We start from the raw sequence: 14,297 nt of genomic DNA on the forward strand, positions 1-14,297 counted from the left end.
TCTGGCGTCGGTAGCGGGCACCCGTCGTGACCTGGCGTCAGTGGCGGACGCTCGCCCCGTGATCCGGTCCCGGCGGCGGGCGCCCGCCTCGATTCACGCGCGGACCCCGAACGCGTACACCGTCTCCGACCGGAACACCTCACCCGGCCGGAGTTCCGTCGTCGGGAAGTGTGGCCGGTTGGGGGAGTCCGGGAAGTGCTGGGTCTCCAGGGCGATCCCGTCGCCGGGCGCGAACGGCAGGCCGTCGCCCAAGTGATCGGCTGTGTACAACTGCAGCCCCGGCTCGGTCGTCGCGACGGTCAGCGTCCGCCCCGACCCCGGATCATGCAGCCCGGCGACCTCCACCGGAGCCTCGGTGACCCCCTTGTCGAGTACGTAGTTGTGGTCGTGGCCGAGCCCAGGCGTGCGCGCCTGCCGGAAATCGAGGCTGGTCCCCGCCACCTCGGCGAACTCACCGGTCGGGATGAGATCCGCGTCCACCGGGGTGTACCGCGAGGCCGCGATCCGCACCTCGTGCGCACCCGCCGCGTCACCGGAGCCGGCCCCGCCCAGATTCCAGTACGAGTGGTTCGTCAGGTTCACGACGGTCGGCGCGTCGGCCACCGCCTCGTACGCGATCCGCAGCGCCCCGCCCTCGTCGAGCGTGTACGTCGCCGAGACGTCGAGGCGCCCCGGGAAGCTCTCCTCGCCGTCCGGGCTCACCCGGCGCAGGCGCACACCGTGCTCGACCGGTTCCGCGTCCCACACATGCTTGTCGAAGCCGCGCTCTCCGCCGTGCAGCGAGTTCGGCCCGTTGTTCCGCGCCAGCTCGTAGGTCCGGCCGTCGAGCCGGAAGCGGCCGCCCGCGATCCGGTTCGCGTACCGGCCGACCAGCGCGCCCAGGTACGGCTCGGGATGCGCCAGATAGCCGTCAAGCGTGGGAAACCCGAGCACCACGTCCGCCGTCGCACCCGCCCGCCCGGGAACCTCCGCCGACTGCACGATCCCGCCGTACGTCAGGACCCGCACCCGCACTCCGCCACGTGCGAGCGTCCAGCGGTGGACGGGGGTACCGTCGGGGAGCGTGCCGAAGAGTTCGCTGCGCATGATCGAGACCCTACGCGCGGCCCGGCCCCGCGTCTCAGGAGATCGGCTGCTCGGCCGTCACCCGGCGGTACGCCAGGGCCGCGAGCCGCGACTGGCCGTCCTTGCTGGGGTGGAACCAGTCCCACTGGCTCAGCTGCCTGCCGTCGAAGCGGTAGTCGAAGACCGCCCCGCCGTCGTACCGGCACAACCGGTCCTTCGCGCACACGTCCTTGAGCACCTCGTTGTACGCCACCACCCGGTCCTGCACCGACGCCCGGCGCTTCGTGGCCGCCTTGGCGAGGTTGTCTGGGTCGGCCAGCATCGACGAGCAGATGCCGAGCTTCCACACCTGCTTGCCCATCGGACTCGTCCGCCCCTCGGACCACAACCGCTTGAGATCCGGCACGCTCGACACATACACCTGCGCCTTGGGCGCCGCGTGCCGCAATGTGCGCATCGCTTCCCTGAAGTCGTCACGGAACGTGTCCACCGGAGTCATCGAGGCGGGCGTCGTCCGGCACGCGTCGTTCGCCCCCGCCATCACCGTGACGAGACCCGGCGACTCGGCGGCCGCCTGCTCCATCTGCGCCGGAAGGTCAGCCATCCGGGCCCCGGTGCGCGCGTAGTTCCAACTGTGGGTGGCCGCTCGCTGCGCCCCCAGCAACCGGACCGCGAGACTCCGTACCTCGGCGTCGGAACCGGTCGCCCACGACACCTCCGGGCAGTCCGTGAGCACCGAGCAGGCGTCGAAGCCCCGCGTGATGGAGTCGCCCACCGCGGCAACCGAGCGTGGACTCGTGTCCCACGTGGGGGTGGGCTTCGGGGACGGCTTGGCACCGGCCGTATTGCCTCTGGAGGCGGGGGAGTTGCCGCTGGTGGCGTCACACGCTGCGAGGCCCGCGGCGCCGAGGGCGATGGCCGTGGCGCCGGCGACGGTGGCCCGGAGCGCGGCTGACCGGTGGCTTCGCATCCGCATCTCCTTGTCCCTTCCCACCGCTCACGGCCGCTGTGGCCGGCTCCGTCGTCGATCGTCACGCTGTGCACACCCCCACGGTTGAGTCCCCGCGGGTGAAACGTCGGTGTGTATGCGCGCCTGGACCGACGGTACGTCACACTCCGCGCGCCGCCACACGGTAGCCTCGGCCCGAGGCGGCCCGACCACTGCTGAACGGCGGAGGCAGGGCGGTCGGACAACCCGGTGAAACCCCGCTGCACAGCTTCCGCTAAGTTACATCACGTCACATCTGTCCCCTTTTTTCCCGATTCCCCTGCTTCACCTAATCTTTGGGGAAAACTGCTCGGCACGGGCGCGAGGCCGCCGGGGAAGGCGAACCTCGTCCCACACTGGAGGTCCCGGTGACGACACGTGGAGTTCTGTACGTGCACTCCGCGCCGCGCGCGCTGTGCCCGCACGTCGAATGGGCAGTCGCGGGCGTGCTCGGCGCGCGTATCAACCTCGACTGGATCAGGCAGCCCGCGGCGCCCGGCACGTGGAGATCCGAGTTCTCCTGGCGCGGAGAGGCGGGCACCGCCTCCAAGCTGGCGTCCGCGCTGCGCGGCTGGCAGCTCCTGCGCTTCGAGGTCACGGCGGAACCCTGCGCGGCGGCCGAGGGCGAGCGCTACAGCGCCACGCCCGAACTGGGCATCTTCCACGCCGTCACCGGCATCCACGGCGACATCCTCATCCCCGAGGACCGCCTGCGCGCCGCCCTCGCCCGCTCCCAGCGCGGCGAGACGGACCTGGAGGCCGAACTCGCCAAACTCCTCGGCAAGCCCTGGGACGACGAACTCGAACCCTTCCGCTACGCGGGCGAGGGCGCCCCGGTGAGATGGCTCCACCAGGTGGTGTGACGCGCCGTGAGATGTGTGTGCGGGGTTGGCCGGCGTACGCGGGGTTAGCTGGCGCTGCGTGAGATGTGCGCCCCTGAAAGGGGCGCGGGGCTGTGACATGTGCGGCTCCGCCGCGCGGGCGCGACAAGCCCCCACCCACCGTCGGACAAAAACGAGCGGGCCCACCCGGAATCTTCCGAGAGGGCCCCGCCCATTTTCAAAGGCTCGCGGAGCGTCGTCGCGTCAGACGCTACGGAACGCCAGCACCACGTTGTGCCCACCGAACCCGAACGAGTCGTTCAGCGCAGCAATCCGCCCCTCAACGGGCAGCTTCCGCGCCTCGCCACGCACGATGTCGGCGTTGGCCTCGGCCTCAGGGTCAAGGTTGTCGACGTTGATCGTCGGCGGAGCCACCCGGTGGTACAGGGCGAGGACGGACGCGACCGACTCGATACCGCCGGCGCCACCGAGCAGGTGCCCCGTCATCGACTTGGTCGCGGACACCGCCATGTGGTCGGTGTCGTCGCCGAACACCGCGCGCAGCGCCTTGAGCTCCGCCACGTCACCCGCGGGCGTCGACGTCGCGTGCGCGTTCACGTGCACGATCTCGGCCGGGTCCAGGTCGGTGTTGTCGAGCAGGCTCCGCAGGGCCTGCGAGATGCCACGGCCGCCCGGCTCGGGCTGGACGATGTCGTGGCTGTCGGCGGAGATGCCCTGGCCGACCGCCTCCGCGTACACGCGGGCACCGCGCTTGGCGGCGTGCTCGGCGGACTCGAGGACCAGAACACCGGCGCCCTCGCCGAGGACAAAGCCGTCCCGGGCGACGTCGTAGGGGCGCGAGGCACCCTGCGGGTCGTCGTTGTTCTTGGACATCGCCATCATGTTGCCGAAGGCGGCGATGGGCAGCGGGTGGATCGCCGCTTCGGTGCCACCGGCGACCACGACGTCGGCACGGCCGCTGCGGATCATCTCGATCGCGTAGCCGATGGCCTCGGCGCCGGACGCGCAGGCGGAGACCGGAGTGTGCACACCCGCGCGGGCGTTCACGGCGAGACCGACGTTGGCCGAGGGGCCGTTCGGCATGAGCATGGGGACGGTGTGCGGGGAGACGCGGCGAACGCCCTTCTCCTTCAGCACGTCGTACTGGTCGAGCAGCGTCGTCACGCCACCGATGCCGGAGGCGATGACCGCGCCCAGCCGGTCGGGTGCGACGGCGGGGTCTTCACCGGCCTTGTCGGTGAAGCCGGCGTCGGCCCAGGCCTCCTTGGCCGCGATCAGCGCGAACTGCGCCGAGCGGTCCAGTCGGCGGGCCTGCGGGCGCGGGATGACCTCGCCCGGTTCCACGGCGATCTGCGCCGCGATACGGACCGCCTGGTCGGCAGCCCACTCCTGCTCGAGGGGGCGGACACCGGAACGACCGGCGACCAGACCCTCCCAGGTGGACGTCACGTCGCCACCCAGCGGTGTGGTTGCGCCGATACCGGTGACGACCACGGTGCGATTGGTCGAGCTCACAGGAATTCTTTCTCCAACGGATACGAGGGATTCAGCGGCGCCACCGCCGGGTGGCGGAGCGACAGCACTAGGCGAACTGGTGATCAGGCCTGGTGCTCGAGGATGTAGGTGGTGGCGTCACCGACGGTCTTGAGGTTCTTGACGTCGTCGTCCGGGATCTTGACGTCGAAGCGCTCTTCGGCGGCGACGACGACCTCGACCATGGACAGCGAGTCGACGTCCAGGTCGTCGGTGAAGGACTTGTCCAGCTGGACGTCCTCGACCGGGATGCCGGCGATCTCGTTCACGATCTCCGCGAGACCGGCGACGATCTCTTCCTGAGTGGCGGCCATGTTGGCGCTCCTTCTATGTATTCAGAGGGTGTGGCGGCGTCGCGACCGGAGTGATCCGGACGGTCTGCCTAGGGGAGGGTAACGACCGTGGCGGCGTACACGAGACCCGCCCCGAAGCCGATGACGAGGGCGGTGTCGCCGCTCTTCGCCTTCCCGGTCGCCAGAAGCCGCTCCATCGCGAGCGGAATCGAGGCGGCCGAGGTGTTGCCGGTGGTCTCGATGTCACGGGCGACCGTGACATGCTCCGGCAGTTTCAGAGTCTTCACCATCGAGTCGATGATCCGCATGTTCGCCTGGTGCGGAATGAAGACGTCCAGGTCGTCCGCGCTGATTCCGGCCGCGTCCAGCGCCTGCTGGGCAACCTTCGCCATCTCGAACACGGCCCAGCGGAACACCGCCTGGCCCTCCTGCGTGATCGCAGGGAACTTGAGCTCGCCCTTGCTGTCGAGGGGCAGCTTGGACACGTCGCCGACGCGGAACTGGTCCCACGGCACGGTCTGCTTGATGGTCTCGGACTTGTCGCCCTCGGAACCCCAGACGCTGGGGCCGATGTGCGGCTCCTGCGAGGGGCCGACGACGACGGCGCCCGCGCCGTCACCGAACAGGAAGGCCGTAGCGCGGTCTTCGAGGTCGGTCAGGTCGCTCAGCCGCTCCACGCCGATCACCAGCACGTAATCGGCGCTGCCCTCGACGACCATGCCCTTGGCGAGGGTCAGGCCGTAGCCGAAGCCCGCGCAGCCGGCGGAGATGTCGAACGCGGCCGCCTTGGCCGTGCCGAGCTTGTCCGCGATCTCGGTCGCGATGGCCGGCGTCTGCTTGAAGTGCGACACGGTCGACACGACGACGGCGCCGATCTGCTCCGCGTTGATCCCGGCGTTCGCGATGGCCTTGCCGGACGCCTCGATCGACATCGCGGCCACGGTCTCCTCGTCGGAGGCCCAGTGGCGCGTCGTGATGCCCGACCGGGAGCGGATCCACTCGTCCGACGAGTCGATCTTCTCGAGGATCACCTCGTTCGGCACGACCCGGGTCGGCCGGTAACCCCCGACGCCCATGATGCGCGCGTACGGGGCGCCCTTACTGGGCTTGATCTTCGACATGCTCTCGGGGCTCCTTGTCAGGCCGTCTGCGTGTCCGCCGTGGCGGCGGAGGAGTGCTCGGCGATCAGGGCGCGGGCTGCGTCGAGGTCGTCGGGGGTCTTGAGCGCGAGGGTCTTCACGCCGGGCAGCGCGCGCTTGGCGATACCGGTGAGGGTGCCGCCCGGGCACACCTCGATGAGCGCGGTCACGCCGAGCTCCTGGAAGGTCTCCATGCACAGGTCCCAGCGCACCGGGTTGGCCACCTGGCCCACCAGACGCGCCACGACGTCGGCACCCGTGGCGACCGTACGGCCGTCCTTGTTCGAGACGTACGTGACCGTGGGGTCGGCCGGCGTCAGTGCCTTCGCGGCCTCTTCCAACGTCGCCACCGCGGGCGCCATGTGACGGGTGTGGAACGCACCCGCCACCTTCAGCGCCACGACCCGGCGCACGCCCTCGGGCTTGTCGGCCTCGAGCGCGGCGAGCTCCTCGAGCGTGCCGGCGGCCACGATCTGGCCCGCGCCGTTCACGTTCGCGGCGGTCAGACCGAGCTTCTCCAGGTGCGGGACGGTGACTTCGGGGTCGCCGCCGAGCAGGGCGGACATACCGGTCTCGGTCACGGCGGCGGCCTCGGCCATGGCCAGGCCGCGCTTGCGCACGAGTTGGAGCGCGGCGGTGTCGTCGAGGACCCCCGCGAACGCCGCGGCGGTGATCTCACCGACGCTGTGGCCCGCGACGGCGCCCGGAGCGATGTCGGCGATGTCGCCGAGCGCGGCGGCCGACAGCAGTCCGGCAGCGACGAGCAGCGGCTGGGCGACGGCTGTGTCGCGGATCGCGTCCGCGTCGGCCTGTGTGCCGTAGTGGGCAAGGTCGAGCCCGATGGCGTCGGACCACGCGGCGACGCGGTCCGCCGCACCGGGGAGGTCGAGCCAGGGAGTCAGGAAGCCGGGCGTCTGGGCGCCTTGGCCGGGAGCGACGAGTACGAGCACTCTCACACTCTCTCTTGTGGACGGCCACGGCCGCCCGTGGGGACAGGGACGAAGAACCGAAGGGGGAATTGTAGGCCCCCGACAAAAGGCTACGACTGAGGTTCGGCGTCGGCGAGGCGCCCCAGGATCAGCGCGATACGCAGCGTGAATGCCGATCTGACATCAGAGGGTGACCAGCCGGTGACGTCGGTCACACGTCGAAGCCGGTAGCGGACGGTGTTCGGGTGAACGAAGAGCATCCGCGCCGCCCCTTCGAGGCTGCTCGCTTGCTCCAGATAGACGCTCAGCGTCTCCAGAAGAGCGGAGCCGGCCTCCTCCAACGGTCTGTAGATCTCCTCCACCAATTGCTCGCGCGCGGCCGGGTCACCCGCGATGGCTCGCTCCGGAAGCAGATCGTCCGCCAGAACCGGGCGCGGCGCGTCCTGCCAGGCCCCGCACGCCTTCAGCCCCGCGGCCGCGGCTTGCGCCGACCTCGTCGCGGCGAGCAGGTCGGGCACCACCGGGCCGGCCACCACGGCACCCGCCGCGTACGGGCCGATCAGCGACTTCGCGACCTGGAGCGGATTGTTGCTGCCACCGGCGATGACCACGAGCCGGTCCCCGAGAACCCCGGTCAGGACCTGCAGCTTGGCGTGTCGCGCGGCCCGCCGGATCGCCTCGACCGTCAACTCGCTGTCCCCGTCGGGAGCGGTGCCGAGCACCACGCACACATGCTCCGGCGAGTTCCACCCGAGTGCCGCGGCCCGGCTCACGGCGCCCTCGTCGGCCTCACCCGAGAGAACCGCGTTGACCACCAGCGACTCGAGGCGGGCGTCCCACGCGCCGCGCGCCTCCGCCGCCTGTGCGTAGACCTGGGCGGTCGCGAAGGCGATCTCCCGCGCGTACACCAGCAGGGCCTCACGCAGGACGGACTCATCGCCGGGCGCCGCCACTTCGTCGATCGCCGACTCCATGACCTCGATGGTCGTGCGGACCATCTCCACGGTCTGGCGCAGGGTGATGGCCCGGGTCAGCTCACGGGGCGCCGTACCGAAGACGTCCGTCGAGATCGCCTGCGGCGCGTCCGGCTGCCGGAACCACTCGGTGAACGCCGCGATACCGGCCTGCGCGACCAGGCCGATCCAGGAGCGGTTCTCCGGTGGCATCGCCCGGTACCACGACAGCGTCTCGTCCATGCGCGTGATCGCCTGCGCGGCGAGGCTCCCGGACGACTTCTCCAGGCGCTTCAGGGTCGCCGAGTGCGGGTGGGTGTCCGCGCGGCGGTCGCGAGGGTCGTGGGCTTCGTTCGCTGAGGGTTCGGGCACGGGGACAAGACTGCCTTATCGGAACGGCTCAGCGGAGGTGAGGGTGCTCGGACCGCCCACGGACCGCCCCGGCCGGGGGTCTACCGTGTACCGCGTGATGGATGTACGTCGCTCAGGCGACCGGTACCCCGGCGGCGAGCCGGACGCCGGAATCGAGTCGTTCCACGCCTTCTCCTTCGGGCCCCACTACGACCCCGACAACCTCCGCTTCGGGGCGCTCCTCGCCTGCAACGAGGAGCGGCTCGCGCCGGGCGCCGGCTTCGACGAGCACCCGCACAGCCACACCGAGATCGTCACCTGGGTCGTCTCCGGCCGGCTCACCCACCGCGACTCGACCGGGCACGAGTCCGTGGTCGGACCCGGCGACGTGCAGCGCCTCAGCGCCGCCGGCGGCGTCCGCCACGTCGAGCGCAACGACGGCCCCGACCCGCTCGTCTTCGTCCAGATGTGGCTCGCCCCCCTGGAACCGGGCGGCGACCCGGTCTACGAGGTCGTGCGCGGCCTCCCCGACTCCACCCCCTACGCCGTGCCCGAGGCCGGATCCCTCCTGCACGTGCGCCGCCTCGCACCGGGGGAGACCACCGCGCTCCCGGACGCACCCCAGGTGTACGTCCATGTCGTCCGCGGTGAAGTGACGCTCGGCGGCGAGAAGTTGGGGCCGGGCGACTCGGTGAGGATCGACGGGGAATCCGGCCTCGAAGCCGTGGCGTCGGCGCCGGCGGAACTCCTCCTGTGGGAGATGGCCGCCCGCTGACACCCCCGGCACGACCGGCCGCGCCCCTCGCACCTTCATCGCGAACGGCCGCGCCCTCTCACCTCTCCATGGCGAACGGCCGCCCGCCCTCACACCTGACTCACACCTCGGCGAGCACCGCGTCCGTGAACGGGGGCCACACCTCGGCCGCCCACGGTCCGAACGCCCGATCGGTCAGCGCCACGCAGGCCACGCCCGCGTCGGGGTCGATCCACAGGAACGTGCCCGACTGCCCGAAGTGCCCGAAGGTCCGCGGCGACGACGAACCGCCCGTCCAATGCGGCGTCTTGGAGCCCCTGATCTCGAACCCGAGCCCCCAGTCGTTCGGGTTCTGGTGCCCGTAACCCGGCAGCACACCCTTGAGCCCCGGATACTGCACGGTCATCGCCTCGGCGACGGTACGCGGATCGAGCAGCCGGGGAGCCTGCACCTCGGCGGCGAACCGCACCAGGTCGTCCACCGTCGACACCCCGTCCTTGGCGGGCGACCCCTCCAAGGTGGTCGAGGTCATCCCGAGCGGCTCCAGCACCGCCTGACGCAGATACTCCGCGAAAGGGATCTCCGTCGCCTTCGCGATGTGGTCCCCGAGCACCTCGAACCCCGCGTTCGAGTACAGCCGGCGCGTACCGGGTGCCGACGTGGCCCGGTGCTCGTCGAAGGCGAGGCCGGAGGTGTGTGCCAGCAGGTGGCGCACCGTGGAGCCCTCGGGCCCGGCCGGGTCGTCGAACTCGATCGCGCCCTCTTCGTAGGCGACGAGCGCCGCGTAGGCGGCGAGCGGCTTGGTGACCGAGGCCAGCCGGAACGGGTGGGCCGTCGGTCCCTGTACCCCGAGGACCGTGCCGTCAGCGCGGACGACGGCTGCGGCGGCGGTCGGGACCGGCCAGTTCTCGATCATCGCAAGGCTCTGCATGACCACGAGCCTAACGGCCCCGCGAGGCCGTTACAGAGGCGGCCACCGTCCGGAAATCGTTCCCGACGCGGTTGCCTGGAGTGCACTTCAGGGGCCTAGCGTGGAGGCACGCCGAACTTGTCCGCGCTCGACCGCAAGACCGACTTCTATACGGGCGCCCGACGGGCGTCGGAGAGGGTCTGGACCACATGAGCAGCACAGAGCAGACGCAGCACTCGGGGGAGCCGCAGCGGATTTCCACTGTGGAGTTGGGAAACAACGGGCCCGTGGTGGGCGTGCAGGGCCTCGGCTGCATGGGCATGAGCTGGGCCTACGGACCGACGGACACCGACGAGGCGCGGGCCACCCTGGAGCGGGCCCTGGAACTCGGCGTCACCTTGTACGACACCGCCGACGCCTATGGGGGCGGCGAGAACGAGAAGTTCCTGGCTCCTTTCCTCAAAGCGCATCGTGACGAGGTGGTCCTGGCCACCAAATTCGCCCTGGGTGTCGACCCGAGCGACCCCACGAAGCGCACCATCAACAACGACCCCGCGTACATCCGCGCCTGCGTCGACGCCAGCCTCCGGCGCCTCGACGTCGACACCATCGACCTGTACTACATGCACCGCCGCGACCCGAACGTGCCCATCGAGGAGACCGTTGGCGTGATGGCCGAACTCGTCGCCGCCGGCAAGGTCAGGCACCTCGGCCTCAGCGAGGTCACCGGCGCCGAACTGCGCACCGCCCAGGCCGTCCACCCCATCGCAGCCGTCCAGTCCGAGTGGTCTCTGTTCAGCCGCGACATCGAGAAGGAGGTCGTGCCGACCGCCGCCGAACTGGGTGTGGCCCTCGTGCCGTACTCACCCCTCGGACGCGGCTTCCTCACTGGCGCTTTCGTCAGCGCCGACAAGGAGCTCGGCGCGGACGACTTCCGCCGCCAGCAACCCCGCTTCACCGGCGACAACGCCGCCACCAACGCCGCCCTCCTCGACGGAGTCAGGCAGGTCGCCGCAGCCCACGACGCCTCCCTCGGCCAGATCGCGCTGGCCTGGGTCCAGCAGCAGGCGCAGGCCTTCGGACTGCCGGTCGTCCCCATCCCCGGCACCCGCAAGCGCAACCGCATCGAGGAGAACACCGAGGCCACCCGCATCACCCTCACCGACGACGAACTCGCCCTGATCGACCCCATCGCCTCCCGCGTGGCCGGTGACCGCTACGCCGACATGTCCTTCACGTCGGCGGGCCGCGAATAGCCCACCGGCGCTTCCGGCCCGGTCCGTCGCCGTGGGCATCCTCTGTCCCGGCGGCGGCCGCCCGGCCCCTCACGCGAGCCCCAGAGCGAACACCGCGAACCCCGCCGCCAGCACCCCGGCCAGCGCCTTCCGCAGATGTGTCTCCTGCTTCCAAGGAGCCTCGAAGCCCCGCGCGTACCGGCCGATCAGCACGAGCAGCCCCGCGAGAACGGGCAGCCACAGCAGCCTTGCCGCTATCCAGCCCGTCGAGTCCGGGCTCGTCGTCAGGCCCGGTATCGCGCCGGCGAAGGAACCCGGTATCGCCGCCACGAGCAGTGCCGTCTGGTGCCAGCACAGGATCGTCATCGCCGACAGATTGATGACGACGACCGGCGCCCACCACGCGGGCCGTAGCAGCAGCCTGCGGATCCGGTCCCGCAGGAGCATCGCCGCACCGCTCTGCGCGGCTGCCAGAGCCGGCACCAGCAAGGACGGCGGATGGGAGTTTGTCCGCGCCTCGCCGGGCACACCGACCATCGACTCCGGATAGCGGAATGCGAGGAGCAGTGTCGCGAACAAGGCCGCACCGCCGATCAGCAGTCCCCACGCGCCTCGCCGGGAAATCCTCTTCTCGCTCCAGCAGACGCCCAGTTGGTAGGCGAACATCCAGCCCGGAAGCAGATTGAGCAGGCTCAGCCAGGACGGCATGACGTCCGCGTAGGGTCCGTAGCGCAGGAAGTCGATCACGGCGACGGAACCGAGAAGCGGCGCCGCCGCCCACACCCCCAGCTTCCGGGCGGCCCGTACGCAGTACGGCGTGAGCGCGGTGATCACCGCGTAGACGCCCACGAACCACAGCGGCTGTATCACCAGCGTCGACCCCGTGTGCAGCGTCGTCGCCGGTACCCCCAGCGCGTACAGCACAAGGATCACCGCGGCGCACACAGCCGTCACCCCGAGGACGGGACGGCCCAGACGCGCCAGCCGGCCGCGCAGCCAGGCCACGGTCGTACCGCCTCTTTCCACAGCTCTGCGGTACGAGAGGGCGGACGCATAGCCGCCCACCAGGAAGAAGATGCCCAGCATCTGCAGTCCCCAGCTGAGCGGGGCGAGGAACCCGAAGGAGGAGAGTGGGCTCGCGTTGTGCAGCGCGCCCTGGTCGTCGAGGGAGAAGCCGCCGAGCAGCCAGTGGCCCAGTGGCACGGCGAGCAGCGCGAGTGCGCGGAGCCCGTCGATCCCCCGGTCCCGGTGGGCCGGTGTCTTCGCGTCGATGGCGGACGCGCTCGTGCGGAGCTTGGCCACGATGGTCATGACGCGTCTCCCGTCGCGATGCGGGCGAAGGCTCGCAGCGAGTCCGTGCCGGGCACGAAATAGCCGGTGTGGCCCTGGGCGAGGTGGGCGGGTACGCGGCGGGCGCCGAAGGACGGGTCGGTCGGATCGGTGCCGTGGCCCAGGCCGAACAGCTCGACGTTCGGCACGCGGCTGATCCAGTCGGTGTCGTCCCGCGCGGCCCACACCCGTGCCGTGGTGCGGAGTTCGGACACCTTGTCCACCCCCATGCCGGGCGAGCCGAGGACCACGAGGTCGGCGGTGGCCAGCCGCGCGGCGGACAGTCCGCACACCACCGACCCGTAGCTGTGGCAGAAGACGCTGGGCCGCGGCGCTCCCGACGCGATCAAGCCCTGAACGAAGCGGGCCAGCCTGGGTGCTCCTGCCTCGGCGAGCCGGCCGGTGGCGGCGTCGGGCCCCAGACCGACCGGCGTGGTGTATCCGACCCAGGCCACTACAGCGGTGCGGCCACCAGACGCCTCGTACAGCGAACGGGCCATCCCCGCCGGGGTGCCGAAGGGATCTGTGGACCGGTCGAAGGAGCTCAGGTCGATGTCCGAGCCAGGCACGATGACGGACACATGCGACGCGCTGCCCAAGTCCCCGTAGACCTCGGCCACCTGGCCGCGACCACGTGGGTCGAAGGCCAGTATCTGGCGTCCGGGTTCGAGGAGTTCGGTGTATCGGGTGATGAGGGAGCGCGCACGGGCGCGGTCTTCCTGCGTGAGCTCCGGATTCTCCGCGCGAGCTCGGACACGTTCGCGCTCTGCTTTCAGCGCACGGACGTTGGCCTCGTAGCGAAGCTTTACCGGAGCCCCGTCCAGATTGCCGACCACCGTCGGATGCCGTTCGACCAACTCGCGGCGCTGGGCGGCATCCGACCCGCCGAAGAACGCGGCCACCCGGGCCGGGCTCGTGGTCGCCGGATCAGGCAGCCCGAACCCGAGCTCATGGTCCGCTCGCCAGGAAGCCGTCCCGGGCGGCGGACCGGTTGAGGGACGCTGCTCGCTGCCGGTGGCCCAGCCCGCCGTGCCGGCCACGATGGTCGTCGTGAGCGCGGCGGCGACCAGAGTCCTTCGGCCGCGTCGTTCCCATGAGTGCAGGCGCATCACCCGTCTCCCTCCATCCGTTGCTTCGATGAGGGGAAGGTAGGGAGACGACGCCCGACGCCGCGTCACACCGGGGTGCCAACTCCGAGGTGATACCGGGGTATTCGGACCTGATACTCAGGTAGGGGGTGGCGTGAGCTGGACTGCCCTGACCTGCGGCTACGAGAGTGATACCAGAGCCGGGGTTACTGATCGCCGGGTGTGACGAGCCCCGTCTCGTAAGCGAAGATCACCGCCTGGGCCCGGTCACGCAGCCCCAACTTGGCCAGTACGCGACCGATATGGGTCTTCACCGTCTGCTCCGCGAGGACCAGCTTGTCCGCGATCTCCTGGTTGGACAGGCCTCGGGCGATGAGTTCGAGCACCTCGGTCTCGCGCGGCGTCAGACTGTTCAGCTCCGGTGAGCGATTCCTGCGGCCGGACGGGCGCTGCTTCACAATGTCCGCGATGAGCCGGCGCGTGACCGAAGGAGCGAGCAGCGCCTCGCCGGCAGCCACCACCCGCACCGCCGCGATGAGATCGGCCGGCGGCGCGTCCTTGAGGAGGAAACCGGACGCGCCCGCCCGCAGCGCCTCGTACACGTAGTCGTCCACGTCGAACGTGGTGAGCATTAGGACCTTGGGGCGGTGGATCACGCCCGGCGGCGGGTCGAGGAGTGCGCGCGCTGCGGCGAGCCCGTCCATCTCCGGCATCCGCACGTCCATCAGGACGACGTCGGGGTGTGTCGTCCGGCTGACCTCGACACCCTGCTTGCCGTCCGGAGCCTCGCCCACGACGTCGATGTCGCTCTGCGCGGCCAGCAGCGCGGCGAACCCCGCCCGCACCATGGCCTGGTCGTCGACGATGATCACGCGGATGGTCATGCGA

14 protein-coding genes are annotated in these 14,297 nt (G+C 70.6%); 3 read left to right on the forward strand and 11 right to left on the reverse strand.

Annotated features, from left to right (window positions below; genetic code table 11):
• Window positions 1–93: 93 nt before the first annotated feature.
• Window positions 94–1,086 (reverse strand): aldose epimerase family protein, encoded by a 993-nt coding sequence (locus ABZ893_RS19260; RefSeq protein ID WP_361404786.1) that lies wholly within the window; start codon window positions 1,084–1,086, stop codon window positions 94–96.
• 34 nt (window positions 1,087–1,120) lie between these two features.
• Window positions 1,121–2,041: an SGNH/GDSL hydrolase family protein gene (locus ABZ893_RS19265; RefSeq protein WP_361404789.1), complete on the reverse strand. Its 921-nt coding sequence runs from the start codon at window positions 2,039–2,041 to the stop codon at window positions 1,121–1,123.
• 380 nt (window positions 2,042–2,421) lie between these two features.
• Between ABZ893_RS19265 and ABZ893_RS19270 the strand changes: the two genes are divergently transcribed.
• Window positions 2,422–2,916 carry a DUF3145 domain-containing protein gene (locus ABZ893_RS19270; protein ID WP_361404792.1) on the forward strand — a complete coding sequence of 165 codons (495 nt, stop codon included), beginning with the start codon at window positions 2,422–2,424 and terminating at the stop codon, window positions 2,914–2,916.
• A 222-nt stretch (window positions 2,917–3,138) separates the two neighbouring features.
• On the opposite strand, the gene ABZ893_RS19275 is transcribed toward ABZ893_RS19270, so the two are convergent.
• The 5 genes from ABZ893_RS19275 to ABZ893_RS19295 form a co-directional block, all read right to left on the reverse strand.
• Window positions 3,139–4,410, reverse strand: a complete 1,272-nt coding sequence (locus tag ABZ893_RS19275; protein WP_361404796.1) for a beta-ketoacyl-[acyl-carrier-protein] synthase family protein — start codon at window positions 4,408–4,410, stop codon at window positions 3,139–3,141.
• Between the two features lie 83 nt (window positions 4,411–4,493).
• Window positions 4,494–4,742 (reverse strand): acyl carrier protein, encoded by a 249-nt coding sequence (locus ABZ893_RS19280; protein ID WP_127827902.1) that lies wholly within the window; start codon window positions 4,740–4,742, stop codon window positions 4,494–4,496.
• A gap of 68 nt (window positions 4,743–4,810) precedes the next feature.
• The gene (locus tag ABZ893_RS19285) at window positions 4,811–5,842 is read right to left on the reverse strand and encodes a ketoacyl-ACP synthase III (protein WP_361404799.1); all 1,032 of its coding nucleotides are present in this window, start codon (window positions 5,840–5,842) and stop codon (window positions 4,811–4,813) included.
• A gap of 17 nt (window positions 5,843–5,859) precedes the next feature.
• The gene (locus ABZ893_RS19290; RefSeq protein WP_361404802.1) at window positions 5,860–6,810 is read right to left on the reverse strand and encodes an ACP S-malonyltransferase; all 951 of its coding nucleotides are present in this window, start codon (window positions 6,808–6,810) and stop codon (window positions 5,860–5,862) included.
• Window positions 6,811–6,899: 89 nt separating this feature from the next.
• Window positions 6,900–8,114 carry a helix-turn-helix domain-containing protein gene (locus ABZ893_RS19295; RefSeq protein WP_361404805.1) on the reverse strand — a complete coding sequence of 405 codons (1,215 nt, stop codon included), beginning with the start codon at window positions 8,112–8,114 and terminating at the stop codon, window positions 6,900–6,902.
• A 97-nt stretch (window positions 8,115–8,211) separates the two neighbouring features.
• Here ABZ893_RS19295 and ABZ893_RS19300 point away from each other — a divergent pair, with 97 nt between their 5' ends.
• Window positions 8,212–8,868 carry a pirin family protein gene (locus ABZ893_RS19300; RefSeq protein WP_361405762.1) on the forward strand — a complete coding sequence of 219 codons (657 nt, stop codon included), beginning with the start codon at window positions 8,212–8,214 and terminating at the stop codon, window positions 8,866–8,868.
• A gap of 100 nt (window positions 8,869–8,968) precedes the next feature.
• Here ABZ893_RS19300 and ABZ893_RS19305 read toward each other — a convergent pair whose 3' ends face one another.
• On the reverse strand, window positions 8,969–9,784 hold the full coding sequence (locus tag ABZ893_RS19305) for a serine hydrolase domain-containing protein (RefSeq protein WP_361404808.1): 816 nt from the start codon (window positions 9,782–9,784) through the stop codon (window positions 8,969–8,971).
• A gap of 182 nt (window positions 9,785–9,966) precedes the next feature.
• Here ABZ893_RS19305 and ABZ893_RS19310 point away from each other — a divergent pair, with 182 nt between their 5' ends.
• A complete protein-coding gene (locus ABZ893_RS19310; RefSeq protein ID WP_361404811.1) occupies window positions 9,967–11,013 on the forward strand; it encodes an aldo/keto reductase in 1,047 nt (348 codons plus the stop codon).
• A 69-nt stretch (window positions 11,014–11,082) separates the two neighbouring features.
• Here the strand turns inward: ABZ893_RS19310 and ABZ893_RS19315 are convergent, their stop codons facing one another.
• The 3 genes from ABZ893_RS19315 to ABZ893_RS19325 form a co-directional block, all read right to left on the reverse strand.
• On the reverse strand, window positions 11,083–12,303 hold the full coding sequence (locus tag ABZ893_RS19315) for an acyltransferase (RefSeq protein WP_361404813.1): 1,221 nt from the start codon (window positions 12,301–12,303) through the stop codon (window positions 11,083–11,085).
• A complete protein-coding gene (locus tag ABZ893_RS19320; protein WP_361404815.1) occupies window positions 12,300–13,430 on the reverse strand; it encodes an alpha/beta hydrolase in 1,131 nt (376 codons plus the stop codon). Before ABZ893_RS19320 ends, ABZ893_RS19315 begins: the two co-directional genes overlap by 4 nt.
• A gap of 185 nt (window positions 13,431–13,615) precedes the next feature.
• Window positions 13,616–14,293 carry a response regulator transcription factor gene (locus ABZ893_RS19325; protein WP_361404818.1) on the reverse strand — a complete coding sequence of 226 codons (678 nt, stop codon included), beginning with the start codon at window positions 14,291–14,293 and terminating at the stop codon, window positions 13,616–13,618.
• Between the last annotated feature and the right edge of the window lie 4 nt (window positions 14,294–14,297).

The sequence above is a fragment of the Streptomyces sp. NPDC046821 genome (assembly GCF_040645335.1).
Taxonomy (GTDB): domain Bacteria; phylum Actinomycetota; class Actinomycetes; order Streptomycetales; family Streptomycetaceae; genus Streptomyces.